This is a genomic window from Nitrospira sp., from assembly GCA_016788885.1.
GTDB lineage: Bacteria > Nitrospirota > Nitrospiria > Nitrospirales > Nitrospiraceae > Nitrospira_A.
In genome coordinates this window covers 145,529-168,385 of record JAEURX010000036.1, presented here as the reverse complement: position 1 = coordinate 168,385, position 22,857 = coordinate 145,529, and the positions used below count along the sequence as shown (strand labels likewise).

Sequence of the window (22,857 nt, the reverse complement as noted above, 5' to 3'; positions counted from 1 at the left end):
GCTCCCTGGTGGCTCACCGCTTGCTGTCTGCGCTTCTCGCAGCAAACCATAGGTGTCGGGGAAGGTCAAGCGTAGCGCCTCATCGCACCGGTTGCTTCGCCGCACCGTTTCAGGCACCCTCGTGTGCCGTTCGCTGCGTCGCGGCGATGCTCACTGATACTTGGATGTACGGATGACCATGACTCAACTTGCGACCGTTTCTCCTGGAAAAATTCTTCTCACTGCCGAGCGTGACCAGCCGCGGTACTACGGTCACCTCTGGGTATTCGATACCAACGTCGCTGAAGTGTTAGGCACCCCGGCACCTGGCGATCTAGTCGATGTCTACTCCCATCGAAAACGATTCCTGGGCCGGGGGCTATACAACCCCCATTCCAAAATTCGGGTCCGCCTGCTCACCTTTCAGGAAGAACCGGTCGACGAGGCGTTTTTCGCCCGGCGACTCCGTGCCGCCGTGGCTCTTCGCGATACCGTCGCCCCGCATGCGAATGCCTGTCGGCTGGTTCATGGGGAGAGTGATCTCCTGCCAGGTCTGGTGGTGGACCGGTTTGGCGAAGTGGCGGTGATGCAGGCACTTGGGTACGGCATGGATCTCCGCAAGGAGTTGTTGGCGGACCTGTTGATGCAGGAAGCCGGAGTGAAGACCGTCTATTTGCGGAACGATGCAAAAAGTCGTGCGCTGGAGGGGCTACCGCTCTCGAAAGGATTTCTCCGCGGCGATGGTCCGACGACGGTGCCTATCTATGAGGGCAAGGCGCAGTTTACCGTCGACATTGCGGAAGGGCAGAAGACCGGGTGGTTTTGTGACCAACGTGAGAATCGATTGGCGGCGGCCGTGTATGCCAAGGGAAAGCGGGTGCTGGAGGCCTTTTGCCATACCGGCGCCTTCGGTATGCAGGCCGCTCTGGCAGGGGCGCAATCGGTGGAGGGGTTGGATGTCAGTGCTGCCGCGGTCGCGATGGCCCAGGCGCATGCGACGCAGAATCACGTGGCTGCGCGCTGCACCTACCGACAGGCCGATGCCTTCGATGAACTGCGTGTGCTTGAGAAACGTCAGCAACCGTATGATGTGGTTATTCTCGATCCGCCCGCCTTTGCCCGAAGTAAAAAGGCCGTACCCCATGCGTTGGCGGGGTACAAAGATGTCAATCTGCGGGGCCTTCGTCTCTTGCCGTCCGGCGGCGTCCTGGTCAGTTGCTCCTGCTCGCAACCGGTCAGCGATGACGATTTCTGGAAGATGCTTCAGTCGGCCGCGCGCGATGCGCATCGACAGATTCGTTTATTGGAACAACGAGGACAAGGGCCGGACCATCCGGTGCTCGCGGGTATGCCGGAGACACGATACCTGAAATGTTTCATCGTCCAGGTGCTGTAAGGGTATGAGGCGAGAGCATGAGGCGCCGACGGAGCCCGCGGATGTGCCGCTCGTTCCGCCGTCTGTGTCGCTGCCGGAGATTACGCCGAAAGCGGTGATCTTGTCGGTGCTGTTGGCCGCCGTGCTGGCCGGCGCCAATGCCTACCTGGGGTTGTTTGCAGGCATGACCGTCTCCGCCTCCATTCCTGCCGCCGTCGTATCCATGGCGGTGCTGCGACTGTTTCGCCAGTCCAACATTCTGGAAAATAATATCGTGCAGACGGCCGCTTCGTCGGGCGAGGCACTGGCGGCCGGAGTGATCTTCACGATCCCGGGGCTGGTCCTGATCGGCTATTGGACGTCGTTCGACTATTGGCACACGGTGACGGTGTCTCTGGTCGGTGGCGTGCTGGGGGTGTTGTTCACCATTCCCTTGCGCCGTGCATTGATCGTCCACGCTCGATTGCGTTTTCCGGAAGGCGTGGCGACGGCGGAAGTCCTCAAGGTTGGGACGTCCGCGGATGCGCGCGCGGGCGGGGCCGTTCGACTGTTGCTGGGAGCCGCAGCCTTGGGTGGTGGATTCAAGTTTGCCGAAGGGGGCTTCAAGCTGTGGAGCGAATCGTTGGAAGGAGCGCTTCAGCTTGGTCGTTCGACCTTCTATGGAGGACTGAATCTGTCCCCGGCCCTGGTCGCGGTGGGCTACATCATTGGCCTGAACACGGCCATTGTGGTGTGTTTCGGTGGGGCTATGGGATGGCTCGTGCTTCTCCCGCTGTACCAGGCGATGGTTCCGACCCCGGACGCACTCGCCGGTGTGGCGGCGGCAAAGGCTACCTGGAGTGGTCAGATTCGCTACATCGGGATCGGGGCCATGCTGGTCGGGGGTGTGTGGACCCTCATTCAGATTCGCGGTCCAATTCTGCAGAGCCTGCAGCAGTTGATGACCTTGTACCGGACCCGTGATGTATCGCATTCGTCGGAGGGGATCCCGCGCACGGAACGAGACGCGGGAGTCGTCTGGCTGATCGGACTGACGGTCGCGGCGCTGGTTCCTATGCTGTTGCTGTATCGGAGCTTGCTGGGGCAGAGCCTGCTGGGTGGAGCCGGCCTGACCCTGCTCATGGTTGTGGCGGCATTCCTGTTTTCTGCTGTGGCCGGGTACATGGCGGGTCTGGTCGGCAGTTCGAGCAATCCGGTTTCCGGTGTGACCATTGCGACGATCATGTGTGCCTCCCTGCTGTTGCTGGGAATCATGGGGCAGGGCAATCCAGCCGGGCCGGCTGCGGCCCTCTTGGTTGGGGCGGTCGTCTGCTGTGCGGCTGCCATGGGCGGCGATAATCTGCAAGATCTGAAGACCGGCCACCTGGTCGGCGCGACCCCCTGGAAACAGCAGGTGATGCAGGTGATCGGGGTGGCGACGGGCGCTGTGGTTATCGTGCCGGTACTGTCGTTGTTGCAGGCGAAGTACGGAATCGGAGACGCGACGGAAGCCCATCCCCATCCGCTCACGGCGCCTCAGGCCACGCTCATGGCGAAGCTGGCTAACGGCGTGTTCGGCGGCTCATTGCCCTGGCACCTGTTGGCGATCGGGATGGGGCTGGGCGTGGCGGTCATTCTGCTCGATACCCGCCAGGCACGACGTCAGGCTGTACTCCGGTTCCCGGTGTTGGCCGTGGCACTCGGAATGTATCTGCCGTTGAAATTGTCAGCGACCATCTTGGTCGGAGGCCTTCTGGCGGAGTATGTCCGAATCCGTCGACCAGGCATAGAGGTGTCGACCGAGGACCGGGGCCTGCTGTGTGCCGCCGGGTTGGTCACTGGTGAAGCGCTCGTCGGTATCGCGTTGGCCCTCCCGATCGCGCTGAGTTCCGTGTGGCCCTCGCTCGCAGGTGACCCGTTTCACCTCTTTGCGGCTCCACCTTGGGGAGGATGGCCAGGGCTGGTGGCACTGGTCTTCGTTGGGTGGGTGCTCGTGCGTTCGGCACTATCGGAAGCCGGTGTTACAAAAGCAGTGACGATGAACGGCGGAAGATGATGCTCGAACTGGTGTGTGCGGTTCAGTGGACTAGTCGCTGGGCGGCTCGAAGTGTCCAGGCGGACGTGATTGCCAGGGGACCGTGGCCTGCTTGGATTGTTTGACCAGGCTGCGGAGACTCACTTCCGCTGCGCGCAGGAGCTTCGGCTCCCCACTTTGAATCAGTGCCGTGAGGAGCACGTACAGGGTACGGTCGTGACCCGCGGCCAGAAGCAGCCTTTCCAACACGGGATCAGCCCCGGTCAAGGTGGACAGGGAGGCGCCTTCTTCTTCATCATCATTACACAGGAGGTCTAGTTCTGTGGGGTGGATAAAGAGCCAGGGGAGAGGAATCTTCAGGGCACCGGCCAGAGCTTCGAGTGTCGATGCGTTGGGATCGGCCTGCTCCGCCTCCAGTGATTCCAACAGACCGGCGTCAATGCCGGCTCGTTGGGCGAAGGCCTGTTCGGAACATTGTTGAGACACCCGCCAGGCACGAATCAGAGTTCCAATGTGTGGCATGGCGGGATATTACTGCATCCCGTTTCTGCCCTGCAACCTGTTGATTCTAAGAGCCGTTCCGCACTTGCTAGCAACATCAATGCCTTAGGCGCCATTCTCCTGGGTGGAACAGAGACGATGAAATCGGGTAGAATGGCCCGTTGTTGTTGATATTCTCAGCGAGGAGGATCAGCCGATGTTAGGAACCGACATTCGCGGCATTATGGCCGAAGAGGAAGAAGTCCAGCGGCGGCAGGAAGCCTTGCAGTCTTTGATGTCGATGCGTGAAAAGCTCCTGCGGGAATCCTTGGAGGCGCGAATCAAGCGGGCCCGTGGAACGGGAGACTGGACCACCCTGTCCGCAGCGGAATGCGCCAGTATTTACAAAGAAGAACGCGTGCATCTTCGTGCGCAACTGGAGCGATTGAAGGCCGAACGTGATCGCACACGCGGCAAACTGTCCGCTCTCAAGCGGGCGAAGGTTCGTGCGCAACGCATTCGCGCCGCAGAAGCCGCCTCCGGGAAAAAACGCAAATAGCGCGATGGCAGGGGCTTGGTCGATAAGGCCGGGCCCCCTGCCGGTGTGACTCCTACCTGGGTAACCTTGACCTCCTTACTCCGTATTGTTTCTCGTAATTATCTCTCGCACATCCGGGATGTCATCAAGACAAAGCGGACACGTGACCGCGAACGAGTCTTCGTGCTCGAAGGTACGAAGCCCATCGTGGAGTTGTTACGCTCGGCTCCCAATCGTTTTGTCTGTGTGATTGTGGCGCCGGGGTTTCTCGAACGCCAGCCACCTGAGATCAGGGATCTGTTCCTGGAAAGCCGGTGTACGCTCTACGGCTGCCCGGAAGACACGCTGGCTCAGCTGTCCCAGGTCGAAACATCCGGTGGCGCGCTGGCGATCGTGCATCAGCCGACGTGGGATCAGGCCGCGGTATTGGCGCAGCCCACGATGTTCGGCCTGTACGGCGACATGTTGCAAGATCCGGCGAACATCGGAACGATCATCCGGACGGCCGCAGGGTTCGATGTGAACGCCCTCTGGATGGCGCCGCATTCGGTCGACGTGTTTAATCCGAAAGTTGTGCGTGGGACCGCCGGCACGTTGTTTCAGCTGCCGATTTTTTCCCATACCTCGGCAGAACAGTTGCTGCAGCTCGGTTGTACGATTATGGCTGCCAACGTTGAGGTTGGAGAAGGGACTGTCCCCATTCGATCGATCCAGGCGCGACCGGCACGAACCATCGTGGCCATCGGGAGTGAAAGTCGGGGGCTGTCGGAGGCCGTACTGAAGGCCGCTACAGTCCGGTTTACCATTCCATTAAAACCGGGTGTTGAATCCCTCAATGCGGCGACCGCTGCTGCCATCGCACTATTTCACTTCTCCGGCCTTCCCATCGCGTCTTCGCAACCGTAGCCGATCAATTCTTCACGGGCCTTCTCCGGTCACGGCAGGCCAGGTGGTCTGCCCTGGACAGTAGACCTTCTGGGCTTCTGTCGTCCTTCCTTTTTCTGCCCCGTTTCCTTTACGATGGGCGTAGCTCTTTTCGTGAGGGAATCCAGGCGGATGAAGGAAAAAACTACGTTCCATTGTCAGGCTTGCGGGCATCAAGCGCCGCGTTGGCTCGGACGCTGCCCGGACTGTGGGGGGTGGAACAGCTTCAAGGAGGAGCGGGTGGCTCCGGCTCCGAAGGGCCGGCAGGGCCTCGCGAAGGCGGCCACGGCCGTCGCCACTCCCATCTCCGATATCGAAATCGTGGGCGAGCCCAGACACAGCACGGGAATGGGCGAGTTCGACCGGGTCCTGGGCGGCGGTGTCGTGCCCGGTTCGGTCATGTTGATCGGCGGCGACCCTGGTATTGGAAAGACCACGTTATTGTTGCAGGCCTTGCCTCTGTTGGCTGAATCGGGCGAACAGGTGTTGTATGTCTCCGGTGAAGAGTCCCCCCGGCAGATCAAGATGCGGGGTGAACGGCTTGGCATCGGCGGCAAGCACCTCCTCATTCTCGGAGAAACGTCCCTCGAGCACATTCTCAAAGCCATTCAAGAGATCAAGCCGGCGGCGGTCGTCGTGGATTCGATTCAGACCGTCTATACCGAGCAACTGACCTCGGCGCCGGGCAGTATCAGCCAGGTGCAGGAAGTGGCCGGGCAGTTGATGTGGTTCGCCAAGCGCAACAACGTGCCGGTGTTTATTATCGGGCATGTGACGAAGGAGGGGGCGATCGCGGGCCCACGCTTGCTGGAACATATCGTCGATACGGTGCTGTATTTCGAGGGCGACAAAAGTCATAGCTTCCGCATTTTGCGTGCGGTGAAAAACCGGTTCGGGTCCACGAACGAGATCGGGGTGTTCGAAATGAAGGACGGCGGGCTGGAGGAAGTCAGCAATCCGTCTGAACTGTTTCTGGCCGAGCGACCTCAACGCAGCACCGGCTCGGTGGTGGTCTCGAGTCTGGAGGGCACGCGGCCGATCCTCGTGGAACTGCAAGCCTTGGTGTCCGGGACGAATTATCCCATGCCGAAGCGAATGGCCAACGGCGTGGAAGCCAACCGTCTCTCGCTGCTGCTGGCGGTGATGGAAAAGCGCCTGGGCATGCATCTCTCGGGGCAGGATGTCTATGTGAACGTGGTCGGCGGGATTCATATCGATGAACCGGCGATTGATCTGGGTATCGTGGCCGCCGTGACCTCAAGTTTGCGCGAGTGCCCGATCGACTTTACAACGCTGGTCATGGGGGAAGTGGGCCTCGGCGGGGAGGTCAGGGCGATCAGCCAGGCCGAACTACGCATTCGCGAGGCGGCCAAGATGGGCTTCAAACGGTGTCTCTTGCCGGAACGGAACGTGGCGAAGTTAGACCCGGTCGAGGGCATTGAATTGGTCGGCATTCGAGAAGTGGGAGACGCGTTGGATGCGGTGCTGGTGTGAGGGGCGTGAGACGTAAGAAGGAAAATGTGAAACGAGCGCGCCACCTGATGTATGCCGTCATGCTCGTGGTCCTCAGCCTCTCCGGTTGCACGCTGTTCGGTCCGAGCGACACGGTCGTGCTCCAACAGGCGACGGCGGAACAGCTCATCGCGCTCCTGCAGGAGCAGGCCGGTGAGGTGCGCACCATCAAAGGCCTCTTCAGCGCGAAGATCACCGGCGGTATCCTGCCCATCGGCCAGCGCGTCCAGGGCACGGTGTTTTATCAACGCCCCAACGCCATTCGGTTACGAGGGTTTTCGGCCGTGGGGAGTGAGATTTTCGAGTTCGTGCAGATCGAGGATCAGTTTAAGCTCAGGCTGCCGACCATGGGGAGGGAAGTCACCGGTCGTCCGTCGGAGGCCGATCAACTCGGGCAGCTGACGCGTCCGTTTCAGCTGAGCGTCTGGGCCATGAGCGGCATTATCGGTACACAGGCTGTGGGAGCGCAGGACCAGGTTCGATTGTCGGAAGATGGGGCCCGCTATCGGCTCGATGTGCTGACGGCGGCGACCTCGAATGGTGCGGCACCCTTTGTCAGTCGGCGAATCTGGTTTGATCGGCGGAATTTGTTGGTGGTGCAGGAGGAACGGCTGACCTCGGCAGGCGACATCGAGGCGACGATGCAATTTGATGACTATCGCGCAGTCGGTGCCGTGCCGGAAGTGACGCCGGCATCGAACGGCCAATCTCCTTCGGGCGACAAGCGCATCATGCGCCCCTTTGCCATTCGTATGACCGACGGGCAGGGCTCGGGTAGTCTTCAGGTGACGTTTCACGAGCTGGTGCCGAATGAGCCGATCAAACCGAGTGAACTTGGACGGGTATGATGGTGCAATCGGCGGACCATCTTTTGGCCATTGATACTGCGACGGCGTGGCAAAGCGTGGCCCTGCTGCGAGGCGAAGACGTGTGCGCCTTAGCGGAACAGGATGCGGCCGGCTCGCACGCGCGTTCGCTGATGGGCGCCATTGATCGTGTGCTGCGAGAGGGAGGCCTCACATTGAGGGATCTCCAAGGATTTGCGGTGTCGATCGGCCCCGGCTCGTTTACCGGACTTCGTGTCGGTCTTGCGACGGTGTTGGGGTTTCGGGCCGTGCTGGGGACATCGATCATTTCGGTCCCGACGCTGGAGGCCATGGCCTGGAACCTGCGCGATGGGCAGGGGGTGTTGGTTCCGGTGCTGAAGAGCCGTCACAACGAGGTGTACTGGGGGGCCTACGAGTGGCGCCCGGGCACAGGGTTGCAGACTCTGATGACCGAACAGGTCGGGCCACCGGCGTCCGTTGCCCGAGCCTGCAAGGGAGTCGATGCGGTCACGCTGTTTGGAGATGGTTGGCAGGCCTATGAACGGGACATCCGTCAGGCCGTGGCCACGACTGGTGCACAAGTACGGGAGGTTGAGGCGGAGCGTCAGCGTCCTTCGGCTGTCAGCATCGGTCTAGCCGCGAGATTGCGTCGGGCGACGGGTATTGTGAGAAATGAGGCCTTGGTTCCGCGGTATGTGCAGCGCACGGAAGCGGAGGTCAAGTTCGAGGAATTACAGGGTGTGTCGGCGCTGGAACGGCGACGGCAGCGAGTGGCCGATAAGTTGGCACGGCGGAAACAGGGGGGCCGGAACAGCCATGATTCTCAAACGCGGAAGTAGGCAGCAATGTGGAGCAGGGCGCTGAAGATGGCATCGGATTCGGTCATTATTGAGTCGGCAACTCCAGAGGTCTTAGACGAAGTGTGGGCCATCGAACAGGCTTGCTTCTCGGCCCCCTGGACGCGCAAAATGTTGGCGGCGGAACTGTCCGGCAACCAATTTGCCCATTTCCTGATCGCGAAATGTTCCGACCTGCAGTCGGGCGCCTGCGTCATTGCCGGGTACTTCTGCTACTGGATTGTATTCGAGGAACTCCGGTTGATGAACCTCGCGGTGCTGGCCCCGTTCCGGCGTCGAGGCGTCGCGACCAAGCTGGTCTGTGCGGCCCTTCGAGCGGGGGTAGAGCGCGGGGCGAGTCGGGCCATGTTGGAGGTGCGGGCGTCCAATCAGGAGGCCAGGAATCTGTATCAGCAGCTGGGGTTTCGTCATACGGCCACGCGGGCGCGCTATTATGTGAATCCTGAAGAAGATGCGGTGCTGATGGACATGGCGCCGCTGGAGGTGAGTGCTTTGTGCGGTCCGCCCGGGGAGGCTCCTCTCCGGGAGGCGGGTAACACGACGGTCATCCACGAACGTATGTAGTCAACCAGGAGGTGCGACATGCAGACGGAGACGGCGATCACTGAGCGGTTACGGCGGTCCAACACAGAGTTCCGGGCGCTTGAAGAATCTCACCATCGCCTTGACGCGGAGCTGGCTGATTTGCAACGACGGCATGTGCTCACGCCGGCGGAAGAAGTACTGAAGAAACAGCTGCAGAAAGAAAAGTTGGCCACCAAGGACAAGATCGCCGAATTCATTCGAGCCTCGCGCTAACGCGGGGCGGGGAATTCCGCCCCGCACTCGTTGTGTTGCTCCGCGCGGGCAGAGCCGGACGTGACGGGTCGGAGAGACCGGGCGCTTATTCAGACAGGCAATGCTCGCACCACTGGCCGCCCATATTCAGTCGCTGAAGAAGCGGCTGCTGATCATCGCGGTGACCTTGGGCGTCGCGTTTGCGACGGCGTTTGCCTACTCCTCTGACATGGTCGCCTGGTTGAACCGGCCCTTCCCCAACCAACTGGTGTTTTATGGACCGACGGAGGCGCTGTTCGCCTCCATCAAGGTGTCGTTCCTGGCCGGCATCATCCTGAGCCTGCCGGTCGTCTTCTACCAGGTCTGGAAATTTATCGAACCAGCGTTGCTCCCCAAGGAGCAACGCTGGGCTATTCCCATGTTCCTGCTGGCCGCGTTGCTCTTTGCGCTGGGCCTGGTCTTTTGCAATCTCGTCATCCTCCCCCTGGTCATCGATTTCTTCGTGAGCTTCGGTATGGATCGCGACATTACACCGGCCTTGGGCGTGGGGACCTATATCGATTTCAACGTCAAATTTCTGCTGATCTTTGGCTGCGCCTTTGAGCTGCCGCTGGTCCTCACGCTGCTGTCGAGGGTTGGAGTAGTGTCGGCGGCGGCGCTGGCGCATTACCGCAAGCATGCCATCATGGCGGCGCTGATCATTTCAGCCGTCGTGACCCCCGATGCCACGCTCTTCACCATGTTGCTCATGGCCGTCCCGCTCATGGTACTCTATGAAATCGGGATCATCGGGGCGAAGATCTTCGGACGGGCGACGGGCCCGGCACCCGACATGAATTTGCCCCTCGACCCTGATATACCCATTGGTACCGCCGGTCATCGCGTCCGCTGATCCGGTGTTCACAATTTGCAAAGGGTGGACTCATTATGCTGCGTCGCATCATCGTGCTGACGGCGCTCTCAGTCGGCAGTCTGTATGGGGTTGCGCAGGCTGTCTCCTTTTCGGGCGGCAATGAGAGTAGTGGGTCTTCGAAACTGGAGCAGGCTCATCCAGGGCAGGAGCCGGCCGGATCTTCCGACATCGGCAATACGAGTATTCAAGCGTTGGCTTCCGGCTCCGGCGGGGTGATCTACGCCGGATCGTTTGGGATGGGCATTTTTCGCAGTAGCGATCGGGGAGCATCCTGGTCGTCCGTGAACGACGGACTCACCGATCCGTTTGTGCTCTGCCTCACCACCGGAAAAGACGGCGCCATTTATGCGGGAACGTTTCGCGGCGGCGTCTTCCGCTCGCGTGACGGGGGAAAAACTTGGCACGCGATCAATAACGGGTTGAAGCGCCTTGAAATCAAAGTGCTGATGATGGATGCCAAGGGACTGTATGCCGGGACCGGGGACGGAGTCTATTTGTTGAATGCCGCGCAGGATCAATGGAAGACGGTCAGTCCCGGGTTGGACGAAATTCTCGTGCATGCCCTCGCACGCACCAATGACGGCACGCTCTATGCCGGCACGTCCGGCAAGGGGGTACATAGCTTGAAGGAACGGACTCCGGGATGGACACGTCTCCGGCAGGGGTTAAAGGACCATGAAGGGCTCGTGGAGAATTTTATCCGTGTGCTGGCCGTCGACAAGGAACAGGGTGTGTATGCAGGTACGTTCGACGGTGGTGTCTTCCGCAGCGGTGACGGCGGCAAAACCTGGCTGCCGATCAGTCGGGCCCTGCCGAACGATTCGATCCGTGGTCTCATCAGCAACGAGCGCGGAGTGTATGTGGCCACAGGTCGCGGTATTTTCAAGACCGTCGATAAGGGGCGACAATGGGTACCTCTGAACAAGGGGCTGAGCAATCTTTCGGTGCAGGTTTTGATCGAGGGCGAAAAAGGCGGCTTCTATGCCGGGACCAGCTCCGGGGTCTTTCGCAGCGATGATGACGGCCTCACCTGGACGGCCGTGAGTCAGGGATTGGAAGGGGAGAGCATCGCGCCATTCAAGTTTAACTGAGTGAGGAAAGGATACGAGATGTCGGCACAAACCGGTTCACAGCAAGCCACTATTACCGTGACATCGAAGAATGAGCCCTGGGGGCAGATCGTCCTGCGCTTTTTTCCGGACGTGGCGCCCAATCACGTGAAAAATTTCGTTGATCTGGCGAAGAAGGGATTCTACAACGGTACCACGTTCCATCGAGTCATTCCCGGATTCATGATTCAAGGCGGGGATCCCAACAGCAAGAATGCGGATCGTGGATCGCACGGCATGGGTGGACCAGGCTACCACGTGAATGCCGAGTTCAACAGTAAGCCGCACAAGCGGGGGACCCTTTCCATGGCGCGCGCCAACGATCCGAACAGCGCCGGATCGCAGTTTTTTATCTGCGTGAATGACGCCAACTTTTTGGATTGGCAATACACGGTGTTTGGCGAAGTGCAGAGCGGTCTCGAAGTGGTCGATAAGGTCGTGTCAGCCAAACGCGATGGACGCGACAATCCGTTGGAACGCGTCGAAATGACGGTGACGATCACGGAATAACGAGTTGGTCGCAGGGACACGGTCACCAGTGCTGAGGGGCATGAGACAACCATTCGAATGTCGTGTTGCTGTGCTTGCCCGGTATCTGGTGAGGGTGTTCTGGGTGTTGACCACGCTTGGCTGCGCGATCCCTCAGGTCCCCTCGCGAACCGTCTACGAAGATCCCGTCAATTTTGTCAGGCTGGAGCTGGATGCGAACGTGCTGCCGGAATGGCCGCCGGGGCATTTTACGCATCCGGCGCAGTTCTCCCATGACCAGATCCGGCGGGTGCTGATGGGGCTCACCGTGCAGGAGCACCAGACGGCGGTACAGCGCTGGATCGGGGGGGAATCGCGGCGCCTGCCGATGTTTCGTGATGGAGAAATTACGATTCTGGTGCCGCAATTGGTCGAGGCCTTGCGGCTGGCCAGGGAAAATGAGCGAGTGACGTATTATCTGAGCCAGCCGCAGACATCGGTGAAACGCATCATTACCTCAGGCGGGCTCTACGTCCGCGGCACTGAACTCCACTTCATTCTCGGGAATTGGCAGACTCTGTACGGCATTCCGGCCTATGGCATGATCTACGATCGCCGATATCCCATGAACCCCATCATTTCCAAGGGGTTCGATCTCTTCTTCGACCTGGACCAGGCCAGGGTGCAACAAACCACCAGTCTCTGGGACTGGCTTCTTGCCAACTCCAAAGACGAACTCGTCATCGACCTCTCGATTGTGTTCCCTGGCCAAACTGTGTGATGTTCCGCTCGATCGGCGGAAAAGCGCTCATCGCACCAGGCTGGCGCGTGTGGTCTGAGTGGATTGACAGGTCTGCCCGAGACCGGCGCCAGCAGAGTCTGAATGATCGGCGCCGGCAACGCGCGAGGGCGTGAGCCGGTCAATTGGCGGTGGAGGGTGGGCCTTCCACACGGCTGACTCCCTCTGGAACTCGAGGGGTATTCGCGGCGCGACTCAACAGGAGAATTCGACCGGTATCGTCTCCTTGGGAGGTGTAGGCGAGGGTGACCTCCGCAATCTTGTAGTCGTACTGCGTTTCCGCCAATCGTGTTTGTGCCGCCGTGAGCGCCACCTCTGATTGAGTGACTTCCACCACCGTCCCCAAGCCGAGCTTGTATCGCTGCTTCGAGAGCTGCAACGCCTCCTGTGCGGTCTTGACCTGTTCTTCTGCGAGCGCGATCTGCTGCGCGAAGGTGAGGGTGTCGAGATACGCATTGGTCACCTGCTGCGTCAGCGCCTGCTCCACATTCGTAGTCGCAGCCGATGCCGCCTGCCGATTGGCGTTGGCCTCCACGACCTGGTTTTCGATCAGGAATCCGGTGAAGAGGGGCATGGAGACCATCGCGCCGGCCATCCACCAGCCGCCGGTCTGTTGATTCTGGCGCGGATCAAAAGGGTCGAAGGTGCCGCCGCTCGCGATCGCCGACACCGTCGGGAGGTATTGGCGTTTGGTCGCCGTGAGTCGCGCATCGGCGGAGGCGGTCTGCTCCTTAGCCCGTTTGACTTCGGGATGGGAAAGGCTTTCGTTGATCAGGGTCTCCAGCGTTTTCTGCGGACGTACGGCGACGGAAATATCCTCCAGCACGTAGTCGTCGGCCCCTACGATCCCCATCGTCCGATTCAGGTCGGCGAAGCTGGCCTTGAGATCGTTCCGGCTGCGCACCAGGAGCGATTGTGCATTGACCAGCTCGACACGCGCCAGGTCGAAGTCGAGTTTGGATTTCAGTTGCTGGCGATACAACGTTTCGATTTGTCCGGCGATGATGCCGCGTTCACGAACCGTCTCCTCGGCAATCTGTACCAGGCGATTGCGCTTCAGACTGTTCAGGTATGCGCGCTGTACATACAGGAGCACCAGGGCGCGTCTCGCGTTTACATCCTGCCCTTGGGCGCGTTCGGCGAGTTTGTTCGACTCGACCAGATTGCTGGTATAGCCGAAATCGTAGAGGCGTTGATTGGCGATGACGCCGCCGGTGAAGGTGGTTTGATTTTCACGCAGCAATCCGCCTCCGATCAGGAAACGCGGATTACTCACGCCGGCGCCGGCGACCGTGTTGGCGTTGGCATACACCTGCGGATAGTACAGGGAGCGTGCCTGTTCGGTACGCGCCTCAGAGGCCTTCAAATTCGCGGTGCCCTCAATCAGCATCGGATGGTTCTTGACGGCGAGGTCTACGGCTTGCTGTACCCCGAGAAAACTTCCGCGTGATAAGGTCACCGGCTGATCCGTCTCTGCGGCGAAGGCGATAGGTTCGACGTTTGCCGTTGACGACATGAGTGCCAGCATGAGGCACGCGCTGACCGGCAATGGGTATCTCATGGGCGATCTCCTTGCTTCGGCGCGCTTCCGTTGAAGGGGTTGCCTGGCGGAGGCGGCGTGCCTCCCGGCGCGCGCCGCTCGAATTTTTGTTGAGACGTCTTGGCCTCCGGCAGGTTGAAGGGTGAGGGTTGCACCGGTGTCCCATCCAGCAGGCGTCGCTTCCCGACCGCGACGACCTCTTCGTCCCCCCGCAACCCGGCCGTGATCTCCATCCACCGACCGTCGCTGATCCCGGTTTGGACGGCGATGGACTTGGCCTTACCCTCTTCGACGACAAACAGGGACTTTCCTTTGGGTGTGCTGATGACGGCCTGCGGCGGAACCACAAGGGCTTGGGGAATCTCGCGCAACCCTAAGGAGACTTCGGCGAAAGTGCCTGGCCGGAGTGCATGATCCGAATTCGGGATGTCGATTTCGACCAAGAGGCTTCGGGTCGCCGGGTCGAGTGCCAATGTGGACCGCGTGACAGTGCCCGTAAATGAGCGGCCGGGGAGTTCCGTGACCTTGACCGTGGCTGTGGTCTTGCCGGCCACGACCCAGGGGCTATCGTCTTGCGGCACATTCGCGTAGACCCGCACGGTGTTGAGGTCCATGATCGTAAACAGCGGAATGGCACTGGTGGCCGAGGAGGTGGCGATTTGAATGAGGGCGCCGGGGTCCGCGAATCGTGCGGTGACGATGCCGTCATACGGAGCGCGGACCTTGGTATAGTCCCGCAGCACGACACGCTGTTCCATGAGATGTTTGGCCCCCTGGTAGGAGGCTTCGGCGACATCCACGTCCTGCTTGGCAATGACGTCCGGTGATTCCTTCCAGACCTTGGCAAGCCGCTCATACGTCAACTTCTTAATCTTGTAGTCCGACACGGCCTGTTGGTACTGCTCCTCCACCTCAGGAGCGTCGATGACGGCGACGACCTCATTCTTCTTCACGGCATCGCCTTTGTCCGGGCCAATCCATTTAAGATAGCCCGACACTTTCGCATACAGCGTCGTCTGGTAGAGCGGCGAGACGTTGGCAGGCAGCTTGACCGTATACACCAGGTCGCGCCGCGTGGGGGTGACGACCTGGACATCGACCGGCGCGGAATCCGATTCCGCTTGAGTGGGACCCGCGGCTTGTTCCGCTTGTGGCGCAGGTCTGGTGACAGGAGGCGTCGGTGGGGTCGGCTCAGCGTCACCCTGCCAATACCAATACCCCGCGCCGAGCAGGAGCAACAGTGTGGCCGCTCCCAACCACCGTCCCTTGCGGCCGTCCGGTGTGTTCGCGTGTGGCAGAGCGTCCTGTCGTTCCATCAAATGTCCTCCGGAGTGGCGGGCGCGGTGGCGGAGATCGGGGCCCGCTCGCGTCGATAGAGCACCAGGCTATGCATCACGGGGACGACCAACAGCGTCATGATCGTGCTGACCGCCAGTCCTCCCACCACTGCGCGCGCCAATGGCACCATGGTTTCATTGCCTTCGCCAAAGCCGAGCGCCAGGGGGAGCAGGCCAAGAATCGTTGCCAGCGCCGTCATCAGAATCGGACGGATGCGGCGGCGTCCCGCTTCCAGCACCGCATGTGCCGCGGTCGCTCCGTTCCGGACCATGCGATTGGCGAAATCGACGAGCAGAATACTGTTCGAGACCACGATGCCCATCATCATCAGCGTCCCGATCATCGACTCCACGTTGACCGACGTGTTCGTCAGGTGCAGGGTCACGACGGTGCCGATCCAGCCCAGCGGGACAGCCACCAGAATGATCAGCGGGTCGATAAAGGAACGGAACAGCGCGACCATCACCAGATAAATCAAGACCACAGCTAATGGGAGGGCTAAGGCGAAGTTCTGGATCGCGCTCCGCATGTTGGCGACTTCTCCGCGCAATTGCACCGTCACATCTTTGGGCAGATCGATGCCGGCCAGGACCTTTTCGATGTCCTTGGCGACACGCCCAAGGTCGTTGCCGACCGGGGTGACCAACACGTTGATCAGACGCGACAGGTCGTAGTGATCCACCGAATCGGGACCGGTCTTGAACTTCAACGTCGCCACATCGCGCAACATCACCGGCGGCCCGCGTCGGTCGTCGCTTGACGCGTAGTAGCCGCTGGTGATCTCCATCTGCCTCCCGGCAAACGGCGTGTTCTGCAGCGCGAGGGTCGAGCCGAGCATCCCGCCGCCGGTGAGACTGGCGGTTCCCAACAGCGGCGTGCGCGCGCCGATGATCGGAATGTTCAGCAGATCTTCCGTCGTCGTCAGCGACTGTTCAGGATACTGCGCCAGGAGGAAATACCCGTTCGCGGTTTTCGGATCGAGCCAGTAGTTAGGCGAGAGGGCCAGGTTCGAGCTGATGCCGGTAATGACGTCGACGACGACCCGGTTCTGGTTGATGCCGTAATAGGCGGCTTTGGTGCGATCCACATCGATATGCAATTCGGGGTAACTTTTGCCCTGTTTGATCCGGACATCGACGGTATTGGGCACCTGGGCGATCTGCTGTTGAATCCGCTCCGCTACAGGCCGGATCATGTCGAGGCTGGGGCCTTTCACTTGAATATCGATCGGCGCTTTCAAGCCAAAATTCAACACATCGTTGATGATACCGCCGGTTTGGAACGCGACTTCCACACCGGGCAATGAAGCTTTGAGTCTGCTGCGCAATTGCGCGATGTAGTCATCGGTATGGCCTTCATGTCCGGTGACGAGGTTCACCAGCACAAAGGCGGTGTGGTTGCCGGTGTTCGGCGCGAAACGCGCCGCATCGCCGAAATAGAGCCCGGTATTGGAGATCACTTCTTCCAGATCTGCCTTGGGAATCGTCTCGTGCACCAACTGTTCGATCTGTCCCACGATAGCCGTGGTCTTTTCAATCCGGGAGCCTTCAGGCGCGGTGACCGACATCGTGAAGTTGCCTGCGTCGACTTTGGGGAAGAACTCGGTGTGCAGGCGGGGAATCAACAATGCGCCGGTTGCGACCAGCGCGACGGCCGCCAGGCCGATCACGAGCGGCTTGAAGCGCAGGCCGCCCTGTAACAACGGTTCATAGACCGCGAGCACATAGCGAAACCATCCCTCGTCGGCCGAGTCTTCATGGCCGGCAGTCTTGCGCTGTCCGGCCTGGTAGAGCCAGGCCAGCACCACCGGTGTGACCGACATGGAGACGACATAGTCGGCAAGCATGGCAAACGCGACGGTCATCGCCAGGGGCACGAAGAGGTATTTGATGATGCCGGTAAAAAACATGATGGGCAGGTACACGATCAGGATGCAGATCGTCGCGACCAGAATGGGAAGCGTCAGCTCCATCGCGCTGTCTTCCGCTGCCGAGCGCCCGTCCTTGCCCATTTCCAGGTGCCGGTGCAGGTTTTCCTGCACGACGATGTTGTTATCGAGCAGCGTGCCGATCACCAGCGCCAACCCGCCCAGCGTCATGATGTTCACACTCTGACCGGTGAGGTAGAGCGCAACCAGGGCAGCGGTGAGCGAAAGGGGAATGGCCAGGCCGACGACGAGCGCGGCCTTCACGCTGGCGAGAAAGATGAAGATCATTAAACCGGCGAGTCCGGCGCCGAGAAGTCCTTCCTTTTGAAGATTGGCGATGGACTGGCGGATATACAGCGATTGATCGTAGAGAAACTTGACCGTGGTGTCGGATGGAATCTCCGTCAGCTTGTGAAGCTTCGCACGAATGCCGTCGGTGACTTCCAGCGTGTTTGCGCCTTCCTGTCTGGTGATCGGAATGTAGGTGGCTTCGCGCCCGTTCACGCGCACGATCGAGGTTTGTACGGCGGCGCTGTCCGCGGCTGTGCCGATATCGCGGATCAACACCGGGGTGCCGTTGACGATCTTGATCGGCAGGTCGTTGATCTTCTCCACGACATCGATGAGGCTGTTCGAATACACAAAGTAGTCGAGGTCGCCGAGCTTGACGTTGCCGGCGGGAATGATGGCGTTCTGGTTATTGAGGGCGTTGACCACATCAGAAGGAGAAATGCCGCGCGCGAGGAGGCGTTGCTGATCGAGAAAGACCGTAATCTGCCGCACCTTGCCGCCCAGCGGGGGGCCGAACGAAATGCCGGGAATGCTGGCGATTTGCCCGCGGACGGTGAAGTAAGCCAGATCGCGAATCTCTTTGGCTCCGAGCGAGTCGCTCGCGACGGAGAGCAGGCCGACCGGCAGGCTCGAAACGCCGAACTTAAAGACCGACGGAGGGTAGACTCCCGGCGGGAGCGTGCGGATGACGCTATAGGCGAGGCTTGTCAGCTCCGATTGTGCGGAGTCGATGCTGTAGTCCGGCTGAAAAAAGACTTTGATGTAGCTCATGCCCGCGAGGGACTGCGATTCGATATGCTCGACATAACTGGCTTCCACGAATCGCTGTTCGAGGCGGAAGCTGATCGCGCCTTCCATTTCGCTAGGGCTCAAGCCTCGGTAGAAGGTGGTGACGAGAATCGAGGGCAGCTTGATGTCGGGAAAAATGTCCACGCGCATCTTCTGGTAAGAGACGCCGCCCAGAATCAGGGCGATCATGCACAAGGCGAAGACGGCGTAGGGATTTTTCAGCGCGGCGCGCGTCAACATGGGGCGGCCATCCGTCGGGTGCAGTTATGTTCCAGCCAAAATTTCCAGAGGTGCAGGGAGAGCGTCACGAGTTCATCGAACTGTCCCGGTTTGACGACGTACCCATTGGCTCCGGCTTGGTAGCAAGCACGCACGTCGGTGGTATCGTCGGAACTGGTCAGGATGACGACAGGAATCTGCGCCAAGTGCGCCTCCTGCTTGACTTGCTTCAGCACATCCACGCCCCGTTCGCCTCTCAGCTTGAGGTCGAGCAGAATCAGCGCCGGCTCGTCGTTCTGCAGATGATCATTCAGATAGGCCATGGCTGCGCGGCCCCCTTCGACGATATCCAGACGGCCCTGATAGCCGGCTTGAGTCAGGGCCTGGCGAAATAATTCACATTCGCCGGGACTGTCGTCGATAAGGAGTATGGAGGCGGCCATGCGATCCTTGCCCACAAAGGTTGAATCTCTTCCCTTGCAGAGAGCGTTCCTGAGGCGATGTCAAACTGATCGGGGTTAGAATTGTTCGCGCGAACAACCTGTTACGTCGGGCAGCTCGGGTTCGGTTGGTGAACAAATCGGCAAACGCGGGGAAGAACTCTGGAGAAACTCCCGTGGTCCATGGAATTTCTCCAGAGCTTGGACAGGGTGCCGGCCTACGCAGCCTTTGCCGCCGTCTTCTTCCACTCCATCATTTTTGCCGTGAGCTTGGCCGACGCGACGGTATACTCGCCCTTCAGCCCGATCGATGATTCTGCTCCGCTCTTATCGCCCGCCTGCACCTTCGTCACAACAGTGGCCGCAACTTTATGAAACGCCTTGTGCAGCTCAAGGATGTCCTTGTAGTAGGGATCGTTCGCGACTGCAGTGCCGGCCAAGCTGTAGAGCCACTTCCCGAACTCGCACCGGTTATCCACGCCGACCTCAGCAGGGACCAGCGACAGGGTGCCGTCGATATTTTGCCGAAGCTTGACCTTCCAGGCTCCATGCGCGCCGATCGCCTTATCGATCTGTTCCACGATGTGTGACATGTCGCCTCCTTATTGATGATAGGGAATTCCCATTCCTCTGTCGGACGGGTGCGGGAGAATCTTGAGCGAGAACGCGAACGGGGAACGGCGCCCGCAGTAAGTGCCTTATCTGCAACAGGCTGTGTTCGAAGGGTCGCGTCGATCACAACGTTTGGCGACTACGGGAATACCTGGACAAATCTGAGGCGCCGGCGGGGCATTTGTCGATCGGCGTCCAGGGCCTTTCCTAGGCCAGTTGGAGCGCGGCTGTGGATAGCATAGTTCCAGACGATCAGATCGGGCACAGAAGATCTCTCTTCGCCCTTTGCCACTTCCATGAGGATTCGCCGTCATGTCAGAAGATGATTCAACTGCAGACACCAGTCGAGGGTGGCGTCTAATCAATACGAAAGATTTCGGGCTGCTCTGGTGGGGACAAACCACCTCCCAGATCGGCGAAGGGCTCAACAAAGTTGCGCTGCTGTGGTTCGTCTATGAACTGACCGGGTCGGCTATGAAGATGACCATGGTCGGTCTCCTTCAGACCATCCCGCCGCTGCTGTTCGGTCCACTGATCGGAGTGTACCTGGACCGGATGCCAAAAAAGGCTGTCATGATGTGGGTCGATATGCTGCGCGCCCTACTGACGCTCCTCATCCCGACGCTTTATGCGTTGGATTCACTTTCGATCACCGGACTGTACGGCCTTATTTTTCTCACATCGGTCGTGTCCACCGTGTTTGGTCCTGCGCTCGTGTCTGCTGTGCCGCTGTTGGTTCGACCGTCCGAACTCATGTCGGCGAATGCGCTTATTCAGGGGACGAATAATATCGGGATGTTGCTGGGGCCGGCGATCAGCGGGATTATGATCGCGCTCATCAATGCGGAGAATGTCTTATTCGTCAATTCCGCCACATTTTTGATCTCGGCCCTCTGCCTCATGCCGATTCACGTTACTGCACCTCTCGCGAGGCCCAAGGATCTTTCCACGTCCATTTGGCAGGAACTCACGGTGGGATTCCAATTCGTCTTCGGTCAGCAATCGATGGTCCTGACGTTGGTCATCATTTCGTCGCTCTATAATCTCGGGGTGAGCGCCTTCATCTTTATTTTGCCGGTGTATGCCAAGGAATTTCTCCAGGTTGGCCCGGTGCAATTGGGCTGGTTATGGTCGGCCCTGGGGGTTGGCATGTTAGCCGCTTCGACGTGGCTGGCCTGGAACAAGCATAGTGATAGGCAGAGACGATTGCGCATCGTCGTGAGCGGCATGACCATCGGTGGCTTGGCCGTGTGCAGCCTGAGTCTGCTGGAAACGCCGCTGATTGCGGCGGGGATCGTCATCATCGTGGGTGGCAGTACGGCGGTACTCAATCCGATCATTTGGGCACTCTTGCAGGAGGTGACGCCGGAACATCTGATCGGTCGCGTGGTCACGACCTTCAGCGTGGGCTCCATGGCCTCGGCGATGGCCGGGATGACCGGCTTCGGATGGGTGGCCGATGCGGTGGGGCCTGCTGCCAGCCTCATAGGACTCGGTCTCGTGTTGTTACTGACCGCAGCGGTGGCCGTCGCATGCGTTCGCAGAACCTACCCTGTGCCGGTTGCCCATGCGTAATCATCGCCATATTTCGATCTTCTTGCTCTGAGCAGACGCAATGAGACAGGGCGATCATACTCTCGCCGGCGGAAGGATTACGCGTGGGACATTTCTCGCCCCTTCTCAGTCTTCCTGATTCCACTCCCGCCGCAAACGTTTATACTGGCGATATGCTCCATGCCCATCGGTGGTTGCTGACACGCGACTTTGCATTCATGTGGTGGAGCCAGGTCTTGTCTCAGGTTGCCGAAAGCATCAGCAAGCTGGCGCTGTTGTGGTTCGTCTATGCGGTGACCGGATCGCCGCTCAAAACCACCGTCATCGGGCTTTTGCAGACCCTACCGCCGATTCTCTTCGGACCGTTCATCGGCGTCATCGTCGATCGCGTTCCGAAAAAAGCGATTCTCATCGTGAGCGATGTCGCAAGGGGACTCTTGATCGGCCTGATTCCCTGCCTGGTGTCGATAGAACATTTCACCGTCGAAGCCCTCTACATCCTGACGTTCCTGTTCGGCGTGGCCACAGCCGTCTTCGTCCCGACGCTGTCATCCGCCGTGCCCTTTATGGTGGCTCGTCCGCAGTTCACGGCGGCGAACGCGCTCCTACAGAGCACGACGAGTCTGGGTATCATCATCGGGCCGGCTGTCAGTGGAATCGGTATCGCGTTCTCCGGGTCACAGGATGTGCTCTGCCTGAATGCGCTCACCTATTTCGCGTCCGCGGCCTGCCTCTTGCCGATCCGGCTGCGCGGGACGAACCAGGCGGTGAATGAGAGTGCGGGCTGGAGACCATTCATCCGCCATCTCGTTGAAGGCCTGCGATATGCCTTTCTGACTCATCGAACCTTGCTGGTTCTGATCCTCCTCGCATCCGTCTACACGTTCGGCAGTGGCGCCTTCACGACACTGTTTCCTGTCTTTGGGCGTCAACTACTGGGTCTCGGCCCCGTGGAGGTCGGATACCTCTGGTCATGGCTGGGAGTGGGGTTTCTGCTCGCATCGATCGGACTGATCCGGCTGAGCGCCTGGGATCTTGCCAGGCGGCTCCAGGCGATCGCGGCGTCCTGCGCGGTCGCCGGCCTGGCGGTGGTGGGCCTGACGTGGACCGATAGTTTTGGCATGGCGTCGGCCTACGTCGTCTGCATTGGAATCGGTCTCGGTACGTGGACGCCCATCGCCTGGGGCATCATTCAGGAAGTGGCTCCGCCCGGAATGGTCGGTCGGGTGATGGCTGTCTATACGGCCATGGCCACGGCCACCTCCATGCTGGGCATGAGTGCGTTCGGCTGGGTGGCGGAATCATTCGGCTCCATCGCCAGTATCGTCGGTATCGGCGGGGTGATGGGTGTCTTGGCAGGCGGCACGGCCTGGTTTAGGGGATGGACAGGGAGGGAGACCCATCCCATGTGACGGATGTCGATCACGATGTCCCCGTAGAATAGCGACCGCATCCGGAGGATAGCAGGCATGCTCCACTAGTCTCTGACCGCCCGTAGTTCTATTTATCATTGCCTCACTCTTTAGCCCCCGCGAATCTGCAGATTACGGCTGCAAGGAGTCGACGCTCCCCGTG

The 22,857-nt window shown here is 59.9% G+C and carries 21 protein-coding genes; 15 read left to right on the top strand and 6 right to left on the bottom strand.

Annotation, left to right across the window (positions count from 1 at the left end):
- The first annotated feature begins 172 nt into the window (after window positions 1-172).
- Window positions 173-1,375 (top strand): class I SAM-dependent rRNA methyltransferase, encoded by a 1,203-nt coding sequence (locus tag JNL86_09510; protein ID MBL8043141.1) that lies wholly within the window; start codon window positions 173-175, stop codon window positions 1,373-1,375.
- 4 nt (window positions 1,376-1,379) lie between these two features.
- Entirely contained in the window at window positions 1,380-3,389 is a 2,010-nt protein-coding gene (locus JNL86_09505) for an oligopeptide transporter, OPT family (protein MBL8043140.1), read from the top strand.
- A gap of 30 nt (window positions 3,390-3,419) precedes the next feature.
- On the opposite strand, the gene JNL86_09500 is transcribed toward JNL86_09505, so the two are convergent.
- Entirely contained in the window at window positions 3,420-3,890 is a 471-nt protein-coding gene (locus JNL86_09500; protein MBL8043139.1) for a helix-turn-helix transcriptional regulator, read from the bottom strand.
- A gap of 175 nt (window positions 3,891-4,065) precedes the next feature.
- Here JNL86_09500 and JNL86_09495 point away from each other — a divergent pair, with 175 nt between their 5' ends.
- From JNL86_09495 to JNL86_09445, 11 genes are all read left to right on the top strand, one after another.
- Window positions 4,066-4,407: a hypothetical protein gene (locus JNL86_09495; GenBank protein MBL8043138.1), complete on the top strand. Its 342-nt coding sequence runs from the start codon at window positions 4,066-4,068 to the stop codon at window positions 4,405-4,407.
- Window positions 4,408-4,569: 162 nt separating this feature from the next.
- Window positions 4,570-5,292 carry an RNA methyltransferase gene (locus JNL86_09490; protein MBL8043137.1) on the top strand — a complete coding sequence of 241 codons (723 nt, stop codon included), beginning with the start codon at window positions 4,570-4,572 and terminating at the stop codon, window positions 5,290-5,292.
- 150 nt (window positions 5,293-5,442) lie between these two features.
- Window positions 5,443-6,804 (top strand): DNA repair protein RadA, encoded by a 1,362-nt coding sequence (radA, locus tag JNL86_09485; GenBank protein MBL8043136.1) that lies wholly within the window; start codon window positions 5,443-5,445, stop codon window positions 6,802-6,804.
- A 26-nt stretch (window positions 6,805-6,830) separates the two neighbouring features.
- Window positions 6,831-7,670, top strand: a complete 840-nt coding sequence (locus JNL86_09480) for a hypothetical protein (GenBank protein ID MBL8043135.1) — start codon at window positions 6,831-6,833, stop codon at window positions 7,668-7,670.
- The gene (gene tsaB, locus JNL86_09475) at window positions 7,667-8,488 is read left to right on the top strand and encodes a tRNA (adenosine(37)-N6)-threonylcarbamoyltransferase complex dimerization subunit type 1 TsaB (GenBank protein MBL8043134.1); all 822 of its coding nucleotides are present in this window, start codon (window positions 7,667-7,669) and stop codon (window positions 8,486-8,488) included. The genes JNL86_09480 and tsaB overlap by 4 nt, the downstream gene beginning before the upstream one ends.
- A 27-nt stretch (window positions 8,489-8,515) precedes the next feature.
- Window positions 8,516-9,070, top strand: a complete 555-nt coding sequence (rimI, locus tag JNL86_09470; GenBank protein ID MBL8043133.1) for a ribosomal protein S18-alanine N-acetyltransferase — start codon at window positions 8,516-8,518, stop codon at window positions 9,068-9,070.
- An 18-nt stretch (window positions 9,071-9,088) separates the two neighbouring features.
- Window positions 9,089-9,304 carry a YdcH family protein gene (locus JNL86_09465; protein ID MBL8043132.1) on the top strand — a complete coding sequence of 72 codons (216 nt, stop codon included), beginning with the start codon at window positions 9,089-9,091 and terminating at the stop codon, window positions 9,302-9,304.
- Between the two features lie 100 nt (window positions 9,305-9,404).
- A complete protein-coding gene (gene tatC, locus JNL86_09460; protein ID MBL8043131.1) occupies window positions 9,405-10,175 on the top strand; it encodes a twin-arginine translocase subunit TatC in 771 nt (256 codons plus the stop codon).
- A 35-nt stretch (window positions 10,176-10,210) separates the two neighbouring features.
- Window positions 10,211-11,287 carry a hypothetical protein gene (locus JNL86_09455; protein MBL8043130.1) on the top strand — a complete coding sequence of 359 codons (1,077 nt, stop codon included), beginning with the start codon at window positions 10,211-10,213 and terminating at the stop codon, window positions 11,285-11,287.
- An 18-nt stretch (window positions 11,288-11,305) separates the two neighbouring features.
- Window positions 11,306-11,815 (top strand): peptidylprolyl isomerase, encoded by a 510-nt coding sequence (locus tag JNL86_09450; protein ID MBL8043129.1) that lies wholly within the window; start codon window positions 11,306-11,308, stop codon window positions 11,813-11,815.
- Window positions 11,816-11,855: 40 nt separating this feature from the next.
- On the top strand, window positions 11,856-12,554 hold the full coding sequence (locus JNL86_09445) for a hypothetical protein (GenBank protein MBL8043128.1): 699 nt from the start codon (window positions 11,856-11,858) through the stop codon (window positions 12,552-12,554).
- A 139-nt stretch (window positions 12,555-12,693) separates the two neighbouring features.
- On the opposite strand, the gene JNL86_09440 is transcribed toward JNL86_09445, so the two are convergent.
- The 5 genes from JNL86_09440 to JNL86_09420 all read right to left on the bottom strand — a co-directional run bounded on the left by JNL86_09440 (window position 12,694) and on the right by JNL86_09420 (window position 19,709).
- Window positions 12,694-14,133 (bottom strand): TolC family protein, encoded by a 1,440-nt coding sequence (locus JNL86_09440; GenBank protein MBL8043127.1) that lies wholly within the window; start codon window positions 14,131-14,133, stop codon window positions 12,694-12,696.
- Window positions 14,130-15,428, bottom strand: coding sequence for an efflux RND transporter periplasmic adaptor subunit (locus JNL86_09435; GenBank protein ID MBL8043126.1), 1,299 nt, complete (start codon window positions 15,426-15,428; stop codon window positions 14,130-14,132). Before JNL86_09435 ends, JNL86_09440 begins: the two co-directional genes overlap by 4 nt.
- Window positions 15,428-18,697 (bottom strand): efflux RND transporter permease subunit, encoded by a 3,270-nt coding sequence (locus JNL86_09430; GenBank protein ID MBL8043125.1) that lies wholly within the window; start codon window positions 18,695-18,697, stop codon window positions 15,428-15,430. The genes JNL86_09435 and JNL86_09430 overlap by 1 nt, the downstream gene beginning before the upstream one ends.
- A complete protein-coding gene (locus JNL86_09425; GenBank protein MBL8043124.1) occupies window positions 18,691-19,119 on the bottom strand; it encodes a response regulator in 429 nt (142 codons plus the stop codon). The genes JNL86_09430 and JNL86_09425 overlap by 7 nt, the downstream gene beginning before the upstream one ends.
- Window positions 19,120-19,334: 215 nt before the next feature.
- Entirely contained in the window at window positions 19,335-19,709 is a 375-nt protein-coding gene (locus JNL86_09420; protein ID MBL8043123.1) for a CZB domain-containing protein, read from the bottom strand.
- 331 nt (window positions 19,710-20,040) lie between these two features.
- Between JNL86_09420 and JNL86_09415 the strand changes: the two genes are divergently transcribed.
- On the top strand, window positions 20,041-21,303 hold the full coding sequence (locus tag JNL86_09415; GenBank protein ID MBL8043122.1) for an MFS transporter: 1,263 nt from the start codon (window positions 20,041-20,043) through the stop codon (window positions 21,301-21,303).
- Between the two features lie 152 nt (window positions 21,304-21,455).
- On the top strand, window positions 21,456-22,694 hold the full coding sequence (locus JNL86_09410) for an MFS transporter (protein MBL8043121.1): 1,239 nt from the start codon (window positions 21,456-21,458) through the stop codon (window positions 22,692-22,694).
- Window positions 22,695-22,857 lie beyond the last annotated feature (163 nt).

Coding starts and splice junctions, on each gene's coding strand:
- JNL86_09510 (MBL8043141.1), top strand. CDS start 173: ATGACCATGACTCAACTTGCGACCGTTTCTCCTGGAAAAATTCTTCTC.
- JNL86_09505 (MBL8043140.1), top strand. CDS start 1,380: ATGAGGCGAGAGCATGAGGCGCCGACGGAGCCCGCGGATGTGCCGCTC.
- JNL86_09500 (MBL8043139.1), bottom strand. CDS start 3,890: ATGCCACACATTGGAACTCTGATTCGTGCCTGGCGGGTGTCTCAACAA.
- JNL86_09495 (MBL8043138.1), top strand. CDS start 4,066: ATGTTAGGAACCGACATTCGCGGCATTATGGCCGAAGAGGAAGAAGTC.
- radA (MBL8043136.1), top strand. CDS start 5,443: ATGAAGGAAAAAACTACGTTCCATTGTCAGGCTTGCGGGCATCAAGCG.
- tsaB (MBL8043134.1), top strand. CDS start 7,667: ATGATGGTGCAATCGGCGGACCATCTTTTGGCCATTGATACTGCGACG.
- rimI (MBL8043133.1), top strand. CDS start 8,516: ATGGCATCGGATTCGGTCATTATTGAGTCGGCAACTCCAGAGGTCTTA.
- JNL86_09465 (MBL8043132.1), top strand. CDS start 9,089: ATGCAGACGGAGACGGCGATCACTGAGCGGTTACGGCGGTCCAACACA.
- tatC (MBL8043131.1), top strand. CDS start 9,405: ATGCTCGCACCACTGGCCGCCCATATTCAGTCGCTGAAGAAGCGGCTG.
- JNL86_09455 (MBL8043130.1), top strand. CDS start 10,211: ATGCTGCGTCGCATCATCGTGCTGACGGCGCTCTCAGTCGGCAGTCTG.
- JNL86_09450 (MBL8043129.1), top strand. CDS start 11,306: ATGTCGGCACAAACCGGTTCACAGCAAGCCACTATTACCGTGACATCG.
- JNL86_09445 (MBL8043128.1), top strand. CDS start 11,856: ATGAGACAACCATTCGAATGTCGTGTTGCTGTGCTTGCCCGGTATCTG.
- JNL86_09440 (MBL8043127.1), bottom strand. CDS start 14,133: ATGAGATACCCATTGCCGGTCAGCGCGTGCCTCATGCTGGCACTCATG.
- JNL86_09435 (MBL8043126.1), bottom strand. CDS start 15,428: ATGGAACGACAGGACGCTCTGCCACACGCGAACACACCGGACGGCCGC.
- JNL86_09430 (MBL8043125.1), bottom strand. CDS start 18,697: ATGTTGACGCGCGCCGCGCTGAAAAATCCCTACGCCGTCTTCGCCTTG.
- JNL86_09425 (MBL8043124.1), bottom strand. CDS start 19,119: ATGGCCGCCTCCATACTCCTTATCGACGACAGTCCCGGCGAATGTGAA.
- JNL86_09420 (MBL8043123.1), bottom strand. CDS start 19,709: ATGTCACACATCGTGGAACAGATCGATAAGGCGATCGGCGCGCATGGA.
- JNL86_09415 (MBL8043122.1), top strand. CDS start 20,041: ATGTCAGAAGATGATTCAACTGCAGACACCAGTCGAGGGTGGCGTCTA.
- JNL86_09410 (MBL8043121.1), top strand. CDS start 21,456: ATGCTCCATGCCCATCGGTGGTTGCTGACACGCGACTTTGCATTCATG.